Annotated in this window: 15 protein-coding genes; 5 read left to right on the forward strand and 10 right to left on the reverse strand. The window is 65.1% G+C overall.

The window, feature by feature from the left end; translation table 11 throughout:
* The first annotated feature begins 23 nt into the window (after positions 1-23).
* Both ACFSQR_RS17300 and ACFSQR_RS17305 read left to right on the forward strand, forming a co-directional pair.
* On the forward strand, positions 24-707 hold the full coding sequence (locus tag ACFSQR_RS17300) for a GNAT family N-acetyltransferase (RefSeq protein WP_377731256.1): 684 nt from the start codon (positions 24-26) through the stop codon (positions 705-707).
* 65 nt (positions 708-772) lie between these two features.
* Entirely contained in the window at positions 773-2,236 is a 1,464-nt protein-coding gene (locus tag ACFSQR_RS17305) for a S41 family peptidase (protein WP_377731258.1), read from the forward strand.
* A gap of 195 nt (positions 2,237-2,431) precedes the next feature.
* On the opposite strand, the gene ACFSQR_RS17310 is transcribed toward ACFSQR_RS17305, so the two are convergent.
* The 3 genes from ACFSQR_RS17310 to dapC are packed head-to-tail and all read right to left on the reverse strand — an operon-like array spanning position 2,432 to position 5,647.
* On the reverse strand, positions 2,432-3,571 hold the full coding sequence (locus ACFSQR_RS17310) for a PilT/PilU family type 4a pilus ATPase (protein ID WP_377731259.1): 1,140 nt from the start codon (positions 3,569-3,571) through the stop codon (positions 2,432-2,434).
* 30 nt (positions 3,572-3,601) lie between these two features.
* A complete protein-coding gene (dapD, locus tag ACFSQR_RS17315; RefSeq protein WP_377731260.1) occupies positions 3,602-4,429 on the reverse strand; it encodes a 2,3,4,5-tetrahydropyridine-2,6-dicarboxylate N-succinyltransferase in 828 nt (275 codons plus the stop codon).
* 6 nt (positions 4,430-4,435) lie between these two features.
* The gene (gene dapC / locus ACFSQR_RS17320; protein WP_377731261.1) at positions 4,436-5,647 is read right to left on the reverse strand and encodes a succinyldiaminopimelate transaminase; all 1,212 of its coding nucleotides are present in this window, start codon (positions 5,645-5,647) and stop codon (positions 4,436-4,438) included.
* 206 nt (positions 5,648-5,853) lie between these two features.
* Here dapC and ACFSQR_RS17325 point away from each other — a divergent pair, with 206 nt between their 5' ends.
* Entirely contained in the window at positions 5,854-6,573 is a 720-nt protein-coding gene (locus ACFSQR_RS17325) for a hypothetical protein (RefSeq protein ID WP_377731262.1), read from the forward strand.
* Between the two features lie 95 nt (positions 6,574-6,668).
* Here the strand turns inward: ACFSQR_RS17325 and ACFSQR_RS17330 are convergent, their stop codons facing one another.
* The 3 genes from ACFSQR_RS17330 to ACFSQR_RS17340 all read right to left on the reverse strand — a co-directional run bounded on the left by ACFSQR_RS17330 (position 6,669) and on the right by ACFSQR_RS17340 (position 9,458).
* Positions 6,669-7,862, reverse strand: a complete 1,194-nt coding sequence (locus ACFSQR_RS17330; protein WP_377731264.1) for a PLP-dependent aminotransferase family protein — start codon at positions 7,860-7,862, stop codon at positions 6,669-6,671.
* A 98-nt stretch (positions 7,863-7,960) separates the two neighbouring features.
* Complete coding sequence (locus ACFSQR_RS17335) at positions 7,961-8,422, reverse strand: RidA family protein (RefSeq protein WP_377731266.1); 462 nt, start codon at positions 8,420-8,422, stop codon at positions 7,961-7,963.
* A gap of 73 nt (positions 8,423-8,495) precedes the next feature.
* Complete coding sequence (locus ACFSQR_RS17340) at positions 8,496-9,458, reverse strand: threonine dehydratase (RefSeq protein ID WP_377731267.1); 963 nt, start codon at positions 9,456-9,458, stop codon at positions 8,496-8,498.
* Positions 9,459-9,557: 99 nt separating this feature from the next.
* Here ACFSQR_RS17340 and ACFSQR_RS17345 point away from each other — a divergent pair, with 99 nt between their 5' ends.
* Together ACFSQR_RS17345 and htpG are read left to right on the forward strand one after the other, a co-directional pair.
* Positions 9,558-10,994, forward strand: coding sequence for a PLP-dependent aminotransferase family protein (locus ACFSQR_RS17345; RefSeq protein WP_377731269.1), 1,437 nt, complete (start codon positions 9,558-9,560; stop codon positions 10,992-10,994).
* Between the two features lie 67 nt (positions 10,995-11,061).
* Positions 11,062-12,975: a molecular chaperone HtpG gene (gene htpG / locus ACFSQR_RS17350; RefSeq protein ID WP_377731270.1), complete on the forward strand. Its 1,914-nt coding sequence runs from the start codon at positions 11,062-11,064 to the stop codon at positions 12,973-12,975.
* Positions 12,976-13,102: 127 nt separating this feature from the next.
* Here the strand turns inward: htpG and ACFSQR_RS17355 are convergent, their stop codons facing one another.
* Genes ACFSQR_RS17355 through kynU form a run of 4 tightly spaced genes read right to left on the reverse strand, consistent with a single transcriptional unit; the run spans position 13,103 to position 16,046 of the window.
* Positions 13,103-13,753 (reverse strand): hypothetical protein, encoded by a 651-nt coding sequence (locus ACFSQR_RS17355; RefSeq protein WP_377731271.1) that lies wholly within the window; start codon positions 13,751-13,753, stop codon positions 13,103-13,105.
* A 27-nt stretch (positions 13,754-13,780) separates the two neighbouring features.
* Positions 13,781-13,942, reverse strand: a complete 162-nt coding sequence (locus ACFSQR_RS17360; RefSeq protein ID WP_377731272.1) for a hypothetical protein — start codon at positions 13,940-13,942, stop codon at positions 13,781-13,783.
* A gap of 9 nt (positions 13,943-13,951) precedes the next feature.
* Positions 13,952-14,794 carry a tryptophan 2,3-dioxygenase gene (gene kynA / locus ACFSQR_RS17365; protein ID WP_377731273.1) on the reverse strand — a complete coding sequence of 281 codons (843 nt, stop codon included), beginning with the start codon at positions 14,792-14,794 and terminating at the stop codon, positions 13,952-13,954.
* A gap of 16 nt (positions 14,795-14,810) precedes the next feature.
* Positions 14,811-16,046, reverse strand: coding sequence for a kynureninase (gene kynU, locus ACFSQR_RS17370; RefSeq protein WP_377731274.1), 1,236 nt, complete (start codon positions 16,044-16,046; stop codon positions 14,811-14,813).

The raw sequence follows: 16,046 nt of genomic DNA on the forward strand, positions 1-16,046 counted from the left end.
CCACGGCCCTACACTCGGCCACGATGACGCACCCACTCGATAACATTTTCTGGAACTCGCTGAACGGACCGCACCTGCGTTTCTCGTCCGGCAGCGATGCCGCGCGCCGCTATGCCGAAGGCTTTTCGCCGATTGTCGGCTTCCCGGACAAGCTGCAGCCCGACTTCGACGCGCTCGCGGCGTTCTGCCAGCCAGGCGACCAGTTCTACTGCGACGGCTGGACCGGCGCTGCGCCGCAGGGCTGGAGCGTGGCGTTCGAATCGACGATGTACCGGATGGTCTGGGATGCGCCGGCGCCGGCGGAGGACGAGGCGCCCGACGCGGTGCCGCTGACCGCCGCGCATGCCGGGCGCGCGCTGGAGCTGGCGACCATGATGCGTCCCGGGCCGTTCGGCCCGCGCACGATCGAGCTGGGCGACTACTTCGGCTATTTCGACGGTGACAGGCTGATGGCGATGGCGGGAGAGCGCATGTGCGCACCCGGCCTGCGCGAGATCAGCGGTGTGTGCACCCATCCCGACTACCAGGGCCGTGGCCTGGCGCGCAGGCTCACGCTCAAGCTGGTGCGGCGCATGCTGGAGCGTGGCGAAACCCCGTTCCTGCACGTGATGTCCACCAACGCCACGGCGCACGGCCTGTACCTCAGGATGGGCTTCCGCGACTGGTGCGAAACGCCTGTCCGCGTCGTCGCGCGAGTGACAATTTAAGACATTCTTCGCTGCCCTCCTCACATAGAATCGGCCATTTGACCCATCGATTGTGGAGGGCGGAAATGGTTGGAAAATGGTTGGCCGGCGGCGTGCTCGCGCTAGTCCCGGCATTCGCGCTGGCCGAGCAGGCACCGGTCGCCCAGGCGTGGCGTGCGATCGCCGCAGCGGATTCGGCCGCCGCCCTCAAGCTCATCGAGGAAAATCACCCGGGGGCCACGCAGGAGTTGGGTGACACGCAGTTCCTCGCGCGGCTTGCGCTGGCGCGGCGGCACGTCGAAGAACGCCTGCCGAAGGTCGACAGTTTCGGCGCCTACAACGCGCTGATGAACGGCCTCGCCGCTGAATTCCGGGACGGCCACATCTGGACCGCGCCGCACGTCTCCTGGGCAGTGCGCAAGTGGCCGGGCATCATGCCGGTGCGGCGCGGCGGCAAATGGTACGTGGGACTGGATGAACGCAAGCAGGGCGGGGCAGGCTTACGCGATGCCGAGATCCTCGCCTGCGATGGCGAAGAATTCGACCGCTGGGCGAAGACCCGCATCGGCCTGTTCGGCGGGCCGCCCGAGATCGAGGCCGAATTGAGCAAGCGCGCGCCCGGGCTGCTGCTTGACGACGCCAACCCCTTCATCAAGGCGCCGTCCGCGTGTACCTTCCGCACCGTCGCCGGCGCGACCGAGCAGGTGCAACTGGAGTTCAGGCAGGTGCTGCAGACCGGCTTGTCCGAGCGGGCTGCCAGGATCATCCCGCGCGCGGCGGCGGGCATGGGCGTGTCGAAGTTCGACGGCGGCTACTGGATCGCGCTCGGCACGCTTGGCAACGCGGCGGCCGATGTCGTCAAGGCGGTGAGCGAACAGGCGGAAGCGCTGCGCAGCGCGCCGATGGTCGTCATCGACATGCGCGGCAATACGGGAGGGAATTCCATCTATTCCAGCGAGATCGCGCGGATCCTGCACGGCAGGGCGCGCGTCGATGCGCTCGACATCTCCGCCGACGGCTGCCGTGGCTCCTACTGGCGGGTGTCGGAGCAGAACCGCAAGACGGTGACCGCAGCACGCGACGCGGCGCGTGCGCGCAAGGACAACGACAGCGCCGCGTATTACGCGCAAGTGGCGGACGACATGACGAAGGCGATGACCGAGGGCCGCAACTTCTCGCCTGCCTTGCCGGCGTGCGCGGCATCGGTGCGCACGGTGGACCAGGGAAAGGTCCCCGCTTCACTGCCGGCGCCAGCCATGCAGGGGCGGCTGGTCATCGTGACGGACAGCCGCTGCTTCAGCTCCTGCCTCTTGGCGACCAACGCCTTCCGCCAGCTCGGCGCGCTGCACGTGGGCGAAGCGACCGACATGTCGACGCGCTACATGGAAGTGTACGAAGTGATGCTGCCGTCCGGGATGCGGACCTTCTCGACCCTCCAGAAGGTGGCGGTCGGCCTGGGCGACTACGGCCCGTACCAGCCGCACAAGCTCTACCCCGGCTCGCTCGCCGACACGGACCCGCTCAAAGCCTGGGTAGCGGCGCTGCGCTAACCCAAATGGGGACAGACCCCATTTCGGGTATCTCTTGAGAAACTGAAAATGGGGTCTGTCCCCATTATTCGCTGAAGACCCGAAATGGGGACATAACGCCGAAATGGGGACAGACCCCATTTCGGGTATCTCTTGAGAAACTGAAAATGGGGTCTGTCCCCATTATGGAAATGGGGTCTGTCCCCATTTCCGGTATCAGGTGTTGAGCGTGAATTCGGTGAAGGAGGTCTCGGGGGCCTTTTCTTTGTCGGCTTCTTCTTGCGCGGCGCCGCTTTCCGGGCCGTTGTTGAGGAGCCAGAGCAGGTTGGTGGCCGAGTCGGCATTCGCGAGCGCTTCTTCCTGCGTGATGCGGCCATCCTTGACCAGCTTGAACAGGGCGCCTTCGAACGACTGCGAGCCCGGCGACAGGCTCTTTTCCATCGCTTCCTTGATCTGGCCGATCTCGCCCTTCTCGATCAGGTCCGCGATGTAGCGGGTGTTGACGAGCACCTCGACCGCAGCGTGGCGGCGGCCGCCCGCTGCCGCGCGCACCAGGCGCTGCGAGACGATCGCCTTGACCGCCGCCGACAGGTCCTGCAGCAGGGCCGGGCGGTTCTCGATCGGGTAGAAGCTGATGATGCGGTTCAGCGCGTTGTAGCTGTTGTTCGCGTGCAGGGTGGCCAGCACCAGGTGGCCCGACTGCGCGTAGGCCAGCGCCGCCGCCATGGTTTCCTGATCGCGGATCTCGCCGATCAGGATGCAGTCCGGCGCCTGGCGCATCGCGTTCTTGAGCGCCGTGTGGAAGTTCTTGGCGTCGCTGCCGATCTCGCGCTGGTTGACGATCGACTTCTTGTTCTTGAAGAGGTATTCGACCGGGTCTTCCAGTGTCAGGATGTGGCCGGGACGCTGCTCGTTGCGGTGGTCCAGCATCGAGGCGATGGTGGTCGACTTGCCGGACCCGGTCGCGCCGACCAGCAGCAGCAGGCCGCGCTTTTCCATGATCAGTTCCGACAGCACCGGCGGCAGGTCCAGCTCCGCGAGCGGCGGGATATCGACAGGCACGAAGCGGAACACCGCCGAGATCGAGCCGCGCTGCACGAAGGCCGACAGGCGATAGCGGCCCAGGTTTGGTACCGAGATCGCCATGTTCAGCTCATGCTCGCGCTGCAGTTCCTGCATTTCGTCGTCCGAGCAGATCTCGGCCAGCAGCGCACGGATGTTTTCCGGTTCCAGCTTCTGCTGGTTGATCGGGATGAGGTTTCCGTTGATCTTGATATGGACGGGGGAATTCACCGCAAAGAACATGTCCGATGCGTTCTTTTCCTTCATCAGCTGAAACAGGCGCTCCATTGCCATGGTGTGTCTCCCTCGTCCCTATTGTTTGTTTTAGATACCGCGCAGCAGTTCGTTGATGCCGGTCTTGGCGCGCGTCTGCGCATCCACGCGCTTGACGATCACGGCGCAGTACAGGCTGTACTTGCCGTCGGCCGACGGCAGGCTGCCCGACACCACCACCGAGCCCGCAGGCACGCGGCCATAGGTCACCTCGCCGGTTTCGCGGTTGTAGATCTTGGTGGACTGGCCGATGTACACGCCCATCGAGATCACCGAGTTCTCTTCCACGATCACGCCTTCGACGATCTCCGAACGCGCGCCGATGAAGCAGTTGTCCTCGATGATGGTCGGGTTGGCCTGCATCGGTTCCAGCACGCCGCCGATGCCCACGCCGCCGGACAGGTGCACGTTCTTGCCGATCTGCGCGCACGAACCCACGGTGGCCCAGGTGTCGACCATCGCGCCTTCATCGACGTAGGCGCCGATGTTCACGTACGACGGCATCAGCACCACGTTCTTGCCGATGAAGCTGCCGCGGCGCGCGACGGCCGGCGGCACCACGCGGAAGCCGCCCTTGGCGAAATCGTCGGCGGTGTAGCTGGCGAACTTGGTCGGGACCTTGTCGTAGAACTGCATGGTGCCGTCGCACGGCATCACGCTGTTGTTCTCGAGGCGGAACGACAGCAGCACGGCCTTCTTGATCCACTGGTTGACCACCCAGTCGGCGCCGGTCTTTTCAGCGACGCGCAAGGTGCCGTTGTCCAGGCCCGCGATCACGTGGGCGACCGCATCGCGCACTTCGGCGCTGGCGTTGGACGGGTTGATTTCGGCGCGCTGTTCCCAGGCGGTGTCGATGATGTTCTGCAGTTGTTGGGTCATGTCTTTTCAGGTGTTGTCTTGTTTGAGGCGCTGGCAGAACTGGACGATGCGTTGCGCCGCCTCCAGTCCTTCATCCACCTCGGCGACGAGCGCCATGCGAATGCGGTGTGCACCAGGGTTCACGCCGTGCGCATCGCGCGCGAGGTAGCTGCCGGGCAGGACCGTTACATTATATTCCGCGTACAAACGGCGGGCGAATTCTTCGTCCGACAGGCCGGTGCGCGAGATGTCGGCCCACAGGTAGAAGCCGGCGTCCGGCAGCTCCACGTCCATCACGGCCTTCAGCAGCGGCGTGATGAGCGCGAACTTCTCGCGGTACTTGGCCCGGTTGCCGTGCACGTGGGCCTCGTCGCTCCAGGCTGCGATGGACGCGGCCTGCACTGGCGGCGACATCGCGCCGCCCGAGTAGGTGCGGTACAGCAGGTACTTCTTGAGGATTGCGGCGTCGCCCGCGACGAAGCCCGAGCGCATGCCCGGCACGTTGGAGCGCTTGGACAGGCTGGAGAACACCACCAGGTTGCGGTAGTCGTGGCGTCCCAGCCTGTGGGCCGCCTCCAGCGCGCCGAGCGGCGGCTCGCTGTCGTGGTAGATCTCGGAGTAGCACTCGTCGGACGCGAGCACGAAGCCGTGGCGGTCGGACAGCTCGAACAGCTGGCGCCAGTCCTCCAGCGAGACGGTGGCGCCGGTCGGATTGCCCGGCGAGCACACGTACATCAGCTGGGTGCGCGCCCACACCTCGTCCGGCACGCTGGCGTAGTCGCAGGCGAAATTGCGGGCCGGGATCGAGTTGACGTAATACGGCTCGGCGCCGGCCAGGAGGGCCGCGCCTTCATAGATCTGGTAGAACGGGTTCGGGCACACGACGATTGGCGCGTTGGAGCTGTCGATTACGGCCTGTGCGATCGCGAAGAGCGCTTCGCGCGAGCCATTCACGGGCAGGACCTGCGTGGCAGCATCCGGCGGCGGGATGCTGTAGCGGCGTTGCAGCCAGCCGCTGATGGCGCTGCGCAGCTGGTCGGTGCCGATCGTGCTGGGATAGTTGGCCAGGCCGGCCAGGCTGTGGGCGAGCGCGCGTTCGATGAACGCGGGCGTCGCATGTTTGGGCTCGCCGATGCCAAGACTGATCGGGCGGCACGACGGATTGGGAACGACGCCGGAAAACAGCTGGCGCAGGCGTTCGAAGGGATACGGGTGCAGCTTGTCGAGATTCGGATTCACGGCAGCGTTGTTAGATTCGTAAGCGTCTTGCATTATAGCGCCGCTGCGCCCCCCTTTGATCGGAGCGGCTGCGCCAAGCCAAAGCGCGCACCGTCGTATCGCGCCAGGATAATGATGATTGTGGTAATCCGCGCATTTTCACCAAACGGGGTAAGCCATAATCGGCGTTGACAATTCACCAACCGCAGCGTCTCTACCGGAGTCCCATGTTCCACGTCTTCGCACCATCGATCCTGATAGCCATGATCTTTGCCGTAGGACCATGTCAAGCGGCGGGGGCGGCGTCGCCGTTCGCGAGAGAAGTACCTACCACCTACGCCAAGTTTGACGAGGGGGCGGGGAGGTTGACATTGGTGGTCGCGGAATTGGTCGCCACCGATTACCTGAAGGGCTACGATTGCCCCAAACCACAAGCCAACGCCGTTGACGCTACGCAGGTCGTCATTTGCCTGAACCCTCCGCCCACCTGGTTCAAGGCGCGCGTGCTTCAGCACGTGTCCGGAGCGGAAGTTGGCGACGAGTTTTATGCAGTGACTGGCAGCCATTGGGGCGCGATGAAAGTCGGCGGCGCCGAACCCGCAAAGCTAATGCTGCTCAATTCGAATGGCACGGCATTGGAAATGTTGCGCTACAGGTCCTGGCCTGTTGCCAGGAGCCGTGACGGGCAGTACCACCTGGTCGTTCAGGGGCGCCCGATTCCTTGGCTTCCTTGCTGGACCGCTTCGCTGATGCAGGAAATCGACCAAAGCGAATTCGCCTCGGACCTGTCAATCGCACGCGAGGACTACAACGACTTGGCGGGACAATACGCATCGTTCTTCCGCGTCACCGCTGACAGCGTGCGTCCGCGTTACGCGATACCCGTTACACGCTTGCAGCAGGCTCTCAAGGATGTGCCACTCGCGGCCGATTCCTCATGTAGGTAGCCGATTCCGGTCGTTGACGGCAGAGACTGGCACCGCGCGAATGGTGCGATCACAAGGCTGGGGACGGTCCCCCTGCGGGGACGGTCCCCTTTACATTACATCATGCCGGCGATCAGCTTGCCGAGGATGGCGATGCCTTCGCGGATGCGCTCTGGCGGCACGGTCACGAAGGACAGGCGCATCGTGTTGGTCTCCGGCTCGTTCGCGTAGAACGGCGAGCCCGGCACGAAGGCGACCTTGGCGGCCAGCGACAGGTCCAGCAGCTTCATCGCGTCGATGTGCTTTGGCAGGGTGACCCAGATGAACATGCCGCCTTCCGGCTTGGTCCAGGTGACGCCGGACGGGAAATGCTCGGCCATCGCGTCCAGCATGACCTGGCACTGGTTGCCGTACAGGGTGCGGATGGTCGGAATGTGCTCGTCCAGGAAGCCGTCCTTGACCACGTCGTGCACGACCATCTGGGTCAGCTGCGCGGTGTGCAGGTCGGCGGCCTGTTTGGCCAGCTCGAGGCGGCGCACCAGCGGCAGCGGGGCGCACACGTAGCCCAGGCGGATGCCAGGGGTCAGGACCTTGGAGAAGGAGCCCATGTAGATCACGCCGTCCGGGTTCATCGCCACCATCTTCGGCATCGGCGCACCCTTGTAGCTCAGGGAACCGTACGGATCGTCCTCGATCAGCGGCAGGCCGTGGCGGGCGCACGTCTCGACCAGCTCGACGCGGCGCTCGACCGACAGGCTGCGGCCGGTCGGGTTCTGGAAGTTCGGCAGTGCGTACAGCATGCGCGCGCCTTCGGCGACAGCGTCGATCGACGACGGCACCAGGCCGTCATCGTCGGTGTCGACCGACTTGAATTCCGGGCGGTACACCGAGAACGCCTGCAGCGCGCCCAGGTACGACGGGGTTTCGACCAGCACGCGCGAACCTTCGTCGACCAGCACCTTGCCCAGCAGGTCGAGCGCCTGCTGCGAGCCGGACGTCATCAGGATCTGCTCCGGCACGATCTTGCCGCCTTCGGTAGACAGCGAATTGGCGATCCATTCGCGCAGTGGCGCGTAGCCGTCGGTCGGGCCGTATTGCAGGGCGATCTTGCCGGTGTTGGTCAGCACGCGGTCATAGGCTTCCTTCATGCGCTCGACAGGGAAGGTCGCAGGCGAAGGCAGGCCGCCGGCGAAGGAGATGATCTCCGGACGCTGCGTGATCTTCAGGATCTCGCGGATGAAGGAGCTTTGCAGCTGCTGCGCGCGTTCCGAGAAATGCCACTGGATCGGGTTTGGATTTTCAATTTTCATGCTGGTCTCGCAAAGTGTTTGGGCTTGCGGCCCGTGCAAGCGCGCTTGTGGCGGCTCTGAAAAAGGCGCAGCCGGGTGAGCCGCGCCCGAAAAAGCAATCAGGCGACTTCGACGATCATTTCGATTTCGACGCAGGTGCCGCGCGGCAGCTGCGCCACGCCGAACGCGGAGCGCGCGTGCTTTCCGGCGTCGCCGAACACTTCGCCCAGCAGCTCGGAGGCGCCGTTGGTGACCAGGTGCTGGTCGGTGAAATCAGGGGTGGAGTTCACCAGGCTCATGACCTTGACGATGCGCTTGACGCGACCCAGGTCGCCGCCGCAGGCTTCCTTCAGGGTGCCCATCAGGTCGATGGCGACGCTGCGTGCGGCCGCCTGGCCTTCTTCCAGCGCGATGTTCTTGCCCAGCTGGCCCACCCACGGGGTGCCGTCAGGCTTCTTGGCGATGTGGCCGGAGATGAACACCAGGTTCCCGGTCTGCACGTACATGACGTAGGCAGCGGCCGGGGTGGCAGGAGCGGCGAGGGTGATGCCGAGTTCTTGGAGTTTGTCTTGTGCGGACATGAAGTTTCCAGTGCAGTGAAAAGGTGACAGACCGCTATTGTACATGGGGGAGAGTCCCGTCGCGACAGTCCCCTTACCTCAGGATCTTGCTAAATTGCTCACTATCGACGTTCCCGCCGGTGAGCGGTAGTCCGAGGGTGCGTCCCGCAAGCCGACCCGAGGAGCGCAGCTGCAGCGCCCCCGCCAGCGCCGCCGCGCCGGCGCCTTCGGCCACGTTGTGCGTGGCCTTGAACAGGAGGCGCATTGCTGCCGCCACCTCGTCGTCGGTCACCGCGATGATCTCGTCGACGCATTCCAGTACCGTCGCCAGCGACTGCGCGTCCGGCGCACGGCAGGCCAGGCCGTCGGCGAGCTGCGTGGTGACTGGCGCTTCGACCGCGGCGCGGCGGGCCAGCGACAGCTGGTAGGCCGGCGCGTGGCTCGACACCACGCCGATGATCTCCATCTTCAGCCCGAGCGCATGGCGGGCGGCGATCGCCCCGCAGATGCCGGAGCCCTGGCCAATCGGCACCAGCACCAGGTCGATTTCCGGGCAGGCGCGGAACAGCTCGAGCCATCCGGTCGCGACGCCCGCGACCAGGTCAGGGTGATAGGACGGGACCATGTGCAGGCCGTCCCGCGCCGCCAGCGCGACCGCATGTTCGCGGCTCTCCTGGAACTCGGCGCCGTGTTCGATGAGCGTGGCGCCCAGCGCGCGCATCGCAGCATTCTTCTCGCTGCTGTTCCCGTGCGGGACCACGATGGTGGCCTGCAGGCCGTTGCGGCGGGCGGCGTACGCCACCGACTGCCCGTGATTGCCGCGCGTCGCCGCAATCACGCCGCGCAGGCCCGGTTCGCGCTTGGCCAGCGCATCCATGTACACCAGGCCGCCGCGCACCTTGAAGGCGGAGAGCGGGGTGTGGTTCTCGTGCTTGAGCCAGGTACGGGTGCCCAGTTCGGCCTCCAGCAGCGGCCACGCATGCTGTGGGGTCGGAAGCATGGCGCCGTAGACAATCCTCGCGGCGGAGTCGAGTTGTTCGATGGTGGGCAGGTACATGGCGGATTGATCAGTTGTCGAATAAGGTTGTATCCTACCCAACTGACCAGTACAGCACCAATACACTTTCCTCCACACTTTTCGCACTGTGATGGTGATATGACCAATACACCGCACCGGCTGCTGGCGGCCCCGCTGTCGCGCGACGGCGAGCCGCTGGTCGAACAGATCGTGCGCGCGCTTTCCGCGCGCATCGACGAGCGCGTGCTGCGCCCCGGCGCGCGCCTGCCTTCGATCCGCCAGTTCGCCGCAGCCCACGGCATCTCGACCTTCACCACGGTGGCCAGCTACGACCGCCTGGTGGCGCACGGCTACCTGGAATCGCGTCGCGGCGCGGGCTTCTTCGTCCGTGCCCGTCCAGGCACCGCCCAGGGCCCGGCGCCGTCCGCCGATGGCGGCGTGCTGCGGCCGCCGCTCGATGTCTCCTGGCTGGTGCGGAACATGTTCAGCCAGTCGCACCATACCAAGCCGGGCACCGGGCTGTTGCCGCAGGACTGGCTGGACGCGCCGCTGCTGTCGCATGCGCTACGCGCGGTCAGCCGCCAGCACGGCAGCGTCCTGCTCAGCTACGGCGTCCCGCAGGGATTCCTGCCCCTGCGCCAGCAACTGCAGCTCAAGCTGGAGGAGCTGGAGATCGCGGCGAATCCCTCGCAGCTGGTCACCACGGTCGGGGTAACGCAAGCGCTCGACCTGGTGGCGCGCGAATTCACCCGGCCGGGCGACACCGTGTTAGTGGACGACCCGGGATGGTTCATGGCATTCGCCGCGTTTGCCTCGATGGGGCTGAACGTGGTGGGCGTGCCGCGCCTGGCCGACGGTCCCGATATCGGCCAGCTGGAGCAGCTGGCGACCCGGCACAAGCCGCGGCTGTACATCGTGAACTCGGTACTGCATAACCCCACTTCCACCTCGATGTCGGCGGCGAAGGCGTTCCAGCTGCTGCGCATCGCCGGCGAACATGGGATTACCGTGGTCGAGGACGATGTCTACTGCGACCTGCTTGCGCCGGGCCAGCAGGTGACCCGGCTGGCTGCGCTGGACCAGTTGCAGCGGGTGATCTACCTGGGCGGTTTTTCCAAGACGCTGTCGGCGAACCTGCGGGTCGGCTTCATCGCAGCCTCGGAAGAGCATGCGCGCCGGCTGGCGGAGCGCAAGCTGCTGGCCACGCTGACCACCAGCGAAGTAGGCGAGCGCGTGATCTACAAGATCCTGTCCGAAGGCCTGTACCGCAAGCACGCGGACAGGCTGCGCACCCGCCTCGACGCGGTCCGGACGCGCACCGTGCGCATGGCGGAGCGCTGCGGCCTGCTGCCGGAGGGCGCGCCATCGGCCGGGATGTTCCTGTGGGTGGACGCCGGCCGCGACACCGGCGAGCTGGCATTGTCGGCCCACGCGCAAGGGATCTTGATGGCGCCTGGCGCGCTGTTTTCGCCGGCCCGGCAGCCGTCTACCCGCATGCGCCTGAACGTGGCTGCGCTGGACCGGGCCGCGTGGGATTTCCTGGAGCGCGCCCAGGAGACGCGGCCGGGCTCTTGAAATGCCGAAAACAGGCCCCACCTTGCGAAAGTCGTAATCCAACCCACTTGAACCAACGAGGAATAACATGGCAGTCGCCGAAAAAGAGACCCTTGGCTTCCAGGCAGAAGTAAAACAGCTGCTTCACCTGATGATCCACTCCCTGTACTCCAACAAGGAGATTTTCCTTCGCGAGCTGATTTCCAACGCGTCCGACGCGGCCGACAAGCTGCGCTTCGAGGCGATCAACAACGACGCCCTGTACGGCGACGACCACGAGCTGAAGATCCGCGTCTCGTTCGACAAGGCGGCGCGCACCATCACCATTTCCGATAACGGCATCGGCATGAGCCGCGACGAGGTGATTTCGCACCTGGGCACCATCGCCAAGTCGGGCACCAAGGAGTTCTTCGGCCGCCTGTCGGGCGACCAGAAGGCCGACGCGGCCCTGATCGGCCAGTTCGGCGTGGGCTTCTATTCCGGCTTTATCGTGGCCGACAAGATCACCGTCGAAACCCGCCGCGCAGGCCTGTTCGCGTCCGACGCGGTGCGCTGGGAATCGACCGGCGAGGGCGACTACAGCGTCGAGCAGATCGAGAAGGCCAGCCGCGGCACCGACATCATCCTGCACCTGCGCGAAGGCGAGGACGAGCTGCTGTCGTCGTGGAAGCTGAAGTCGATCATCCGTAAATACTCCGACCACATCTCCCTGCCGATCGTGATGCAGAAGGAGGAGTGGGACGCCGAGAAGAACGAAACGGTGCTCAAGGACGAGTTTGAGACCGTCAACCAGGCCAGCGCGCTGTGGGCCCGCTCCAAGTCCGACATCACCCCGGAGCAGTACGAGGAGTTCTACAAGCACGTCTCACACGACTTCCAGGCGCCGCTGACCTATACCCACAACCGCGTGGAAGGCCGCAGCGAATACACCCAGCTGCTGTACGTGCCGGCGCACGCGCCGTTCGACCTGTGGGACCGCAACAAGCGCGGCGGCATCAAGCTGTACGTCAAGCGCGTGTTCATCATGGACGACGCCGAGCAGCTGATGCCGACCTACCTGCGCTTCATCAAGGGCGTGATCGACTCGAACGACCTGCCGCTGAACGTCTCGCGCGAGATCCTGCAGGAGTCGCGCGACGTGCGCGTGATCCGCGAAGGCTCGACCAAGCGCATCCTGAGCATGCTGGAAGACATGGCGACGTCGGAAGACCAGGCCATGAAGGACAAGTACGCCACGTTCTGGACCGAATTCGGCCAGGTGCTCAAGGAAGGCATCGGCGAGGACGCGACCAACAAGGACCGCATCGCTAAGCTGCTGCGCTTCTCGTCGACGCATCACGACAGCGCCGAGCAGACCGTCTCGCTGGCCGACTACATCGGCCGCATGAAGGAAGGCCAGGACAAGATCTACTACGTCACCGGCGACACCTTCAATGCAGCCAAGAGCAGCCCGCACCTGGAGATCTTCCGCAAGAAGGGCGTGGAAGTGCTCTTGATGACGGACCGCGTGGACGAGTGGATGCTGTCGTTCCTGACCGAGTTCGAAGGCAAGGAGCTGGTCTCGATCGCCAAAGGCGGCCTGGACCTCGGCAAGCTGGAAGACGAAGCCGAGAAGAAGGAGCACGAGCAGACCGAGTCGGACTACAAGGAACTGGTCGAGAAGATGAAGGCCACGCTGGGCGACAAGGCCAAGGACGTGCGCGTCACGTTCCGCCTGACCGATTCGCCGGCCTGCCTGGTCGCCGACGAGCACGAGCTGTCGGGCCACCTGGTGCGCATGCTCAAGGCCGCCGGCCAGAATGCGCCGGAATCGAAGCCGATCCTCGAGATCAACCCGAACCACCCGCTGGTCACGCGCCTGAAGTACGAAAACGCGGACAGCGCGCAGTTCGCGGACTGGTCGCACATCCTGTTCGACCAGGCGCTGCTGGCCGAAGGCGGCTCCCTCACGGATCCGGCAGCCTTCGTCAAGCGCATCAACGAGCTCCTGCTCTCGAAGTAAGCGGAGAAAGGGGACTGTCCCCGGAGGCCGCTAAGCGGGCAGTACCGTCCCCCGCTCTTTAGCCAGCGTTCATACGCAGCCTGGAGCAAAAAAACGCCGGCTTGCAAGCCGGCGTTTTTGTTCCGCCTCACTCTGCCGAAACCTCGAACGCGGATTCCATTTTGCGTAGCGGGGCGTTCGCGCGATCCTGGTAGAGGACCACGTACAGGGAGTTGTATTTGCTCGTATAGCGCCACCGCAGCTGAAGGCGGCTGCCGGCCGGTTGCTTCACTGGCCGCATATCGAACGTCGCTGCCACCATCGTTCCCGGATTCTGCTTGCGCATGTCCGCGGCTGCCTTGATCGTTCCATCGATCGTTGAATCCAGTACGGCCTTGAGCGCACCTTCGGAAAGCTCCGCCTTGCCGTCGACATCGACGCCATCAACGGTGGCGCCGCCGAAGCGCTGTACGAACAATCTGTATACATCCAGGATCGCTTCTTTCGCGGCTGCGGGTTCGCTGCCCTCGTATTTCCAGACCTGGATCGTGCTCAATGCTCCCTTGTCGAAGGCAAAGGAAACGGTGGAGCGTTTGCCTCCGAAAAGACCGTTCGCCGTCTCGATACCGCTGTTCTCGGGATCGCTCCTGTAGGGACCAAAATCCGCGAACGACAGCACCTGAGCGCTCGTCATGCCGATCCGCCACGGCCCGATGCCGAATTCGGCAGGCACTACAGCGCTGGCTGTGGCGCTATGGGTGACCAGGCCGAGTGCGCAGGCCGCGATCCATTCTTTCACTTGCCATTCTCCTGTCGATGGAGCAGGTCAGTCTGCGTTGCCGTCGCCGCCACCATCAGGTGTCGCGGGCGCCGAATCGTTGTCGTTCCGCGCGCTGTTATTGCGCTGGGCCGGCTTCGCGCGCAGCGCCAGCGCCAGCGCGGCGACCCCCGCGACGACGAACAGGACGAGGATGATGATGGTCCACATGGGGTGTCCTTATAGCTCGGTGCGCAGCTCGAACAGCTCGGGGAACAGCACCACGTCGAGCATCTTGCGCAGGTAGCTCACGCCCGCGGTGCCGCCGGTGCCAGTCTTGAAGCCGATGATGCGCTCGACCGTCGAGACGTGGCGGAAGCGCCAGAAGCGGAAGGCGGTCTCCAGGTCCACCAGCTTTTCCGCCAGCTCGTACAGCGCCCAGTGCAGCTCGGGATCGCGGTACACGCCCAGCCATGCTTCCTTGACCGAGGCGTTCGATACTGTCGGCGTGGTCCAGTCGCGTTCGATGCGGTCGCGGTCGATGTCGAAGCCGCTGCGCGCCAGCAGCATCACCGACTCGTCGTACACCGACGGCGTGTGCAGCTCGCGCTCGAGCACTTCGTGCGCGGCGGTGGACTGATGCACCGCCAGCAGGGCTGAGTTTTTGTTCCCGAGGACGAATTCGAGCTCGCGGTACTGGTGCGACTGGAAGCCGGATGAGGCGCCGAGGTAGGGGCGGATGGCAGTGTATTCCGGCGGCGTCATGGTCGCCAGCACGTCCCACGCATGCACCAGCTGGTCCATGATGCGGGCCACGCGCGCGAGCATCTTGAAGGCCGGTTCCAGGCTGTCGCTGCGCAGGTTCTCGCGCACTGCGTGCAGCTCGTGCAGCATCAGCTTGAGCCACAATTCGCTGGTCTGGTGCTGGATGATGAACAGCATCTCGTTGTGGTTCGGCGAGAGCGGGTGCTGCGCATTCAGGATCTTGTCCAGGCCCAGGTAGTCGCCGTAGCTCATGGTCTTGCTGAAGTCCATGCGGGCGCCGTGCCAGGATTTGGCGTCCTTGTCTTTGGTATCGGACATGGTGTTCCTCGTGTTCTCAGGTGACCGCGCCGCGGCGCGTGTTGATGTCGTAGGCCTGTCCGTCAAGGATATCCTTGAGGATGGCGACCGCGTCCCAGACGTCGGCGTAGCCCGTGTACAGCGGCGTGAAGCCGAAGCGCATGATGGCCGGCTCGCGGTAGTCGCCGATCACGCCGCGTTCGATCAATGCCTGCATGACGGCGTAGCCGTGCGGGTGCGTGAAGCTCACGTGGCTGCCGCGCCTGGCGTGTTCGCGTGGCGTGACCAGTTCCAAAGGATGGCCGTCGCAGCGCGATTCGACCAGCTCGATGAACAGGTCGGTCAGTTCGAGCGACTTGGCGCGGATGTCCTGCATGCTGGTGCGCGCGAAGATATCGAGTCCGCACTCGACCATCGCCAGCGACACCACCGGCTGCGTGCCGCACAGGGCGCGGCCGATGCCGGAGCAGGGCGCGAAGTCGGGCGCCATGTCGAACGGCGCGGCGTGGCCCCACCAGCCGGACAGCGGATGGACGAACGCGGCCTGGTGCCGCTGCGGCACCCAGATGAAGGCCGGCGCGCCGGGGCCGCCGTTCAGGTATTTATAGGTGCAGCCGACGGCGAAGTCGGCGCCCGCCGCGTGCAGGTCGACCGGCACGGCGCCGGCGGAATGTGCCAGGTCCCAGACGGTGAGCGCGCCCTGGGCGCGCGCATGCGCCGACAGTGCGGCCATGTCGTGCTGGTAGCCGGTGCGGTAGTTCACGTGGGTGAGCATCAGCACGGCGCAGTCCTGGTCGACCGCTGCGGGAATCTCGTCGACACTGTCGACCAGCCGCACGGTGTAGCCGCGCTCGAGCCAGGACGCGAGGCCCTGCGCCATGTAGATATCGGTCGGGAAGTTGCTGCGCTCGGTGACGATCACGCGGCGCGCGCTGGACGCCTGCAGCTTGACGGCGGCGGCCAGTGCCTTGAACAGATTGAGCGAGGTGGTGTCGGTGACGACGACTTCGCCGGCGGCGGCGCCGATCAGTGGCGCCAGCATGTCGCCCAGGCGGCGCGGCATGTCGAACCAGCCGGCGGTATTCCAGCTCTTGATCAGGTCGCGGCCCCATTCCTGCGCCACCACGTCGGTGGCCCGCGCCAGCGCTGCTTTCGGGCGCGCGCCCAGCGAGTTACCGTCCAGGTAGATCACGCCTTCCGGCAGGTCGAACGCGTTGCGGAGCAGGCCAAGCGGGTCGCGCTCGTCGCGCGCCACGCAGTCTTCGCGGGTCAT

The sequence above is a fragment of the Pseudoduganella sp. GCM10020061 genome (assembly GCF_042683405.1).
In the GTDB taxonomy this organism is placed as follows: Bacteria; Pseudomonadota; Gammaproteobacteria; order Burkholderiales; family Burkholderiaceae_D; genus Telluria.

What these genes read in the sequence shown, in the direction of transcription:
- kynU (WP_377731274.1), bottom strand. Translation starts at nt 16,046, where the DNA reads ATGACCCGCGAAGACTGCGTGGCGCGCGACGAGCGCGACCCGCTTGGC.
- htpG (WP_377731270.1), top strand. Translation starts at nt 11,062, where the DNA reads ATGGCAGTCGCCGAAAAAGAGACCCTTGGCTTCCAGGCAGAAGTAAAA.
- dapD (WP_377731260.1), bottom strand. Translation starts at nt 4,429, where the DNA reads ATGACCCAACAACTGCAGAACATCATCGACACCGCCTGGGAACAGCGC.
- kynA (WP_377731273.1), bottom strand. Translation starts at nt 14,794, where the DNA reads ATGTCCGATACCAAAGACAAGGACGCCAAATCCTGGCACGGCGCCCGC.
- ACFSQR_RS17310 (WP_377731259.1), bottom strand. Translation starts at nt 3,571, where the DNA reads ATGGCAATGGAGCGCCTGTTTCAGCTGATGAAGGAAAAGAACGCATCG.
- ACFSQR_RS17325 (WP_377731262.1), top strand. Translation starts at nt 5,854, where the DNA reads ATGTTCCACGTCTTCGCACCATCGATCCTGATAGCCATGATCTTTGCC.
- ACFSQR_RS17335 (WP_377731266.1), bottom strand. Translation starts at nt 8,422, where the DNA reads ATGTCCGCACAAGACAAACTCCAAGAACTCGGCATCACCCTCGCCGCT.
- ACFSQR_RS17360 (WP_377731272.1), bottom strand. Translation starts at nt 13,942, where the DNA reads ATGTGGACCATCATCATCCTCGTCCTGTTCGTCGTCGCGGGGGTCGCC.
- ACFSQR_RS17330 (WP_377731264.1), bottom strand. Translation starts at nt 7,862, where the DNA reads ATGAAAATTGAAAATCCAAACCCGATCCAGTGGCATTTCTCGGAACGC.
- ACFSQR_RS17340 (WP_377731267.1), bottom strand. Translation starts at nt 9,458, where the DNA reads ATGTACCTGCCCACCATCGAACAACTCGACTCCGCCGCGAGGATTGTC.
- ACFSQR_RS17305 (WP_377731258.1), top strand. Translation starts at nt 773, where the DNA reads ATGGTTGGAAAATGGTTGGCCGGCGGCGTGCTCGCGCTAGTCCCGGCA.
- ACFSQR_RS17300 (WP_377731256.1), top strand. Translation starts at nt 24, where the DNA reads ATGACGCACCCACTCGATAACATTTTCTGGAACTCGCTGAACGGACCG.
- ACFSQR_RS17345 (WP_377731269.1), top strand. Translation starts at nt 9,558, where the DNA reads ATGACCAATACACCGCACCGGCTGCTGGCGGCCCCGCTGTCGCGCGAC.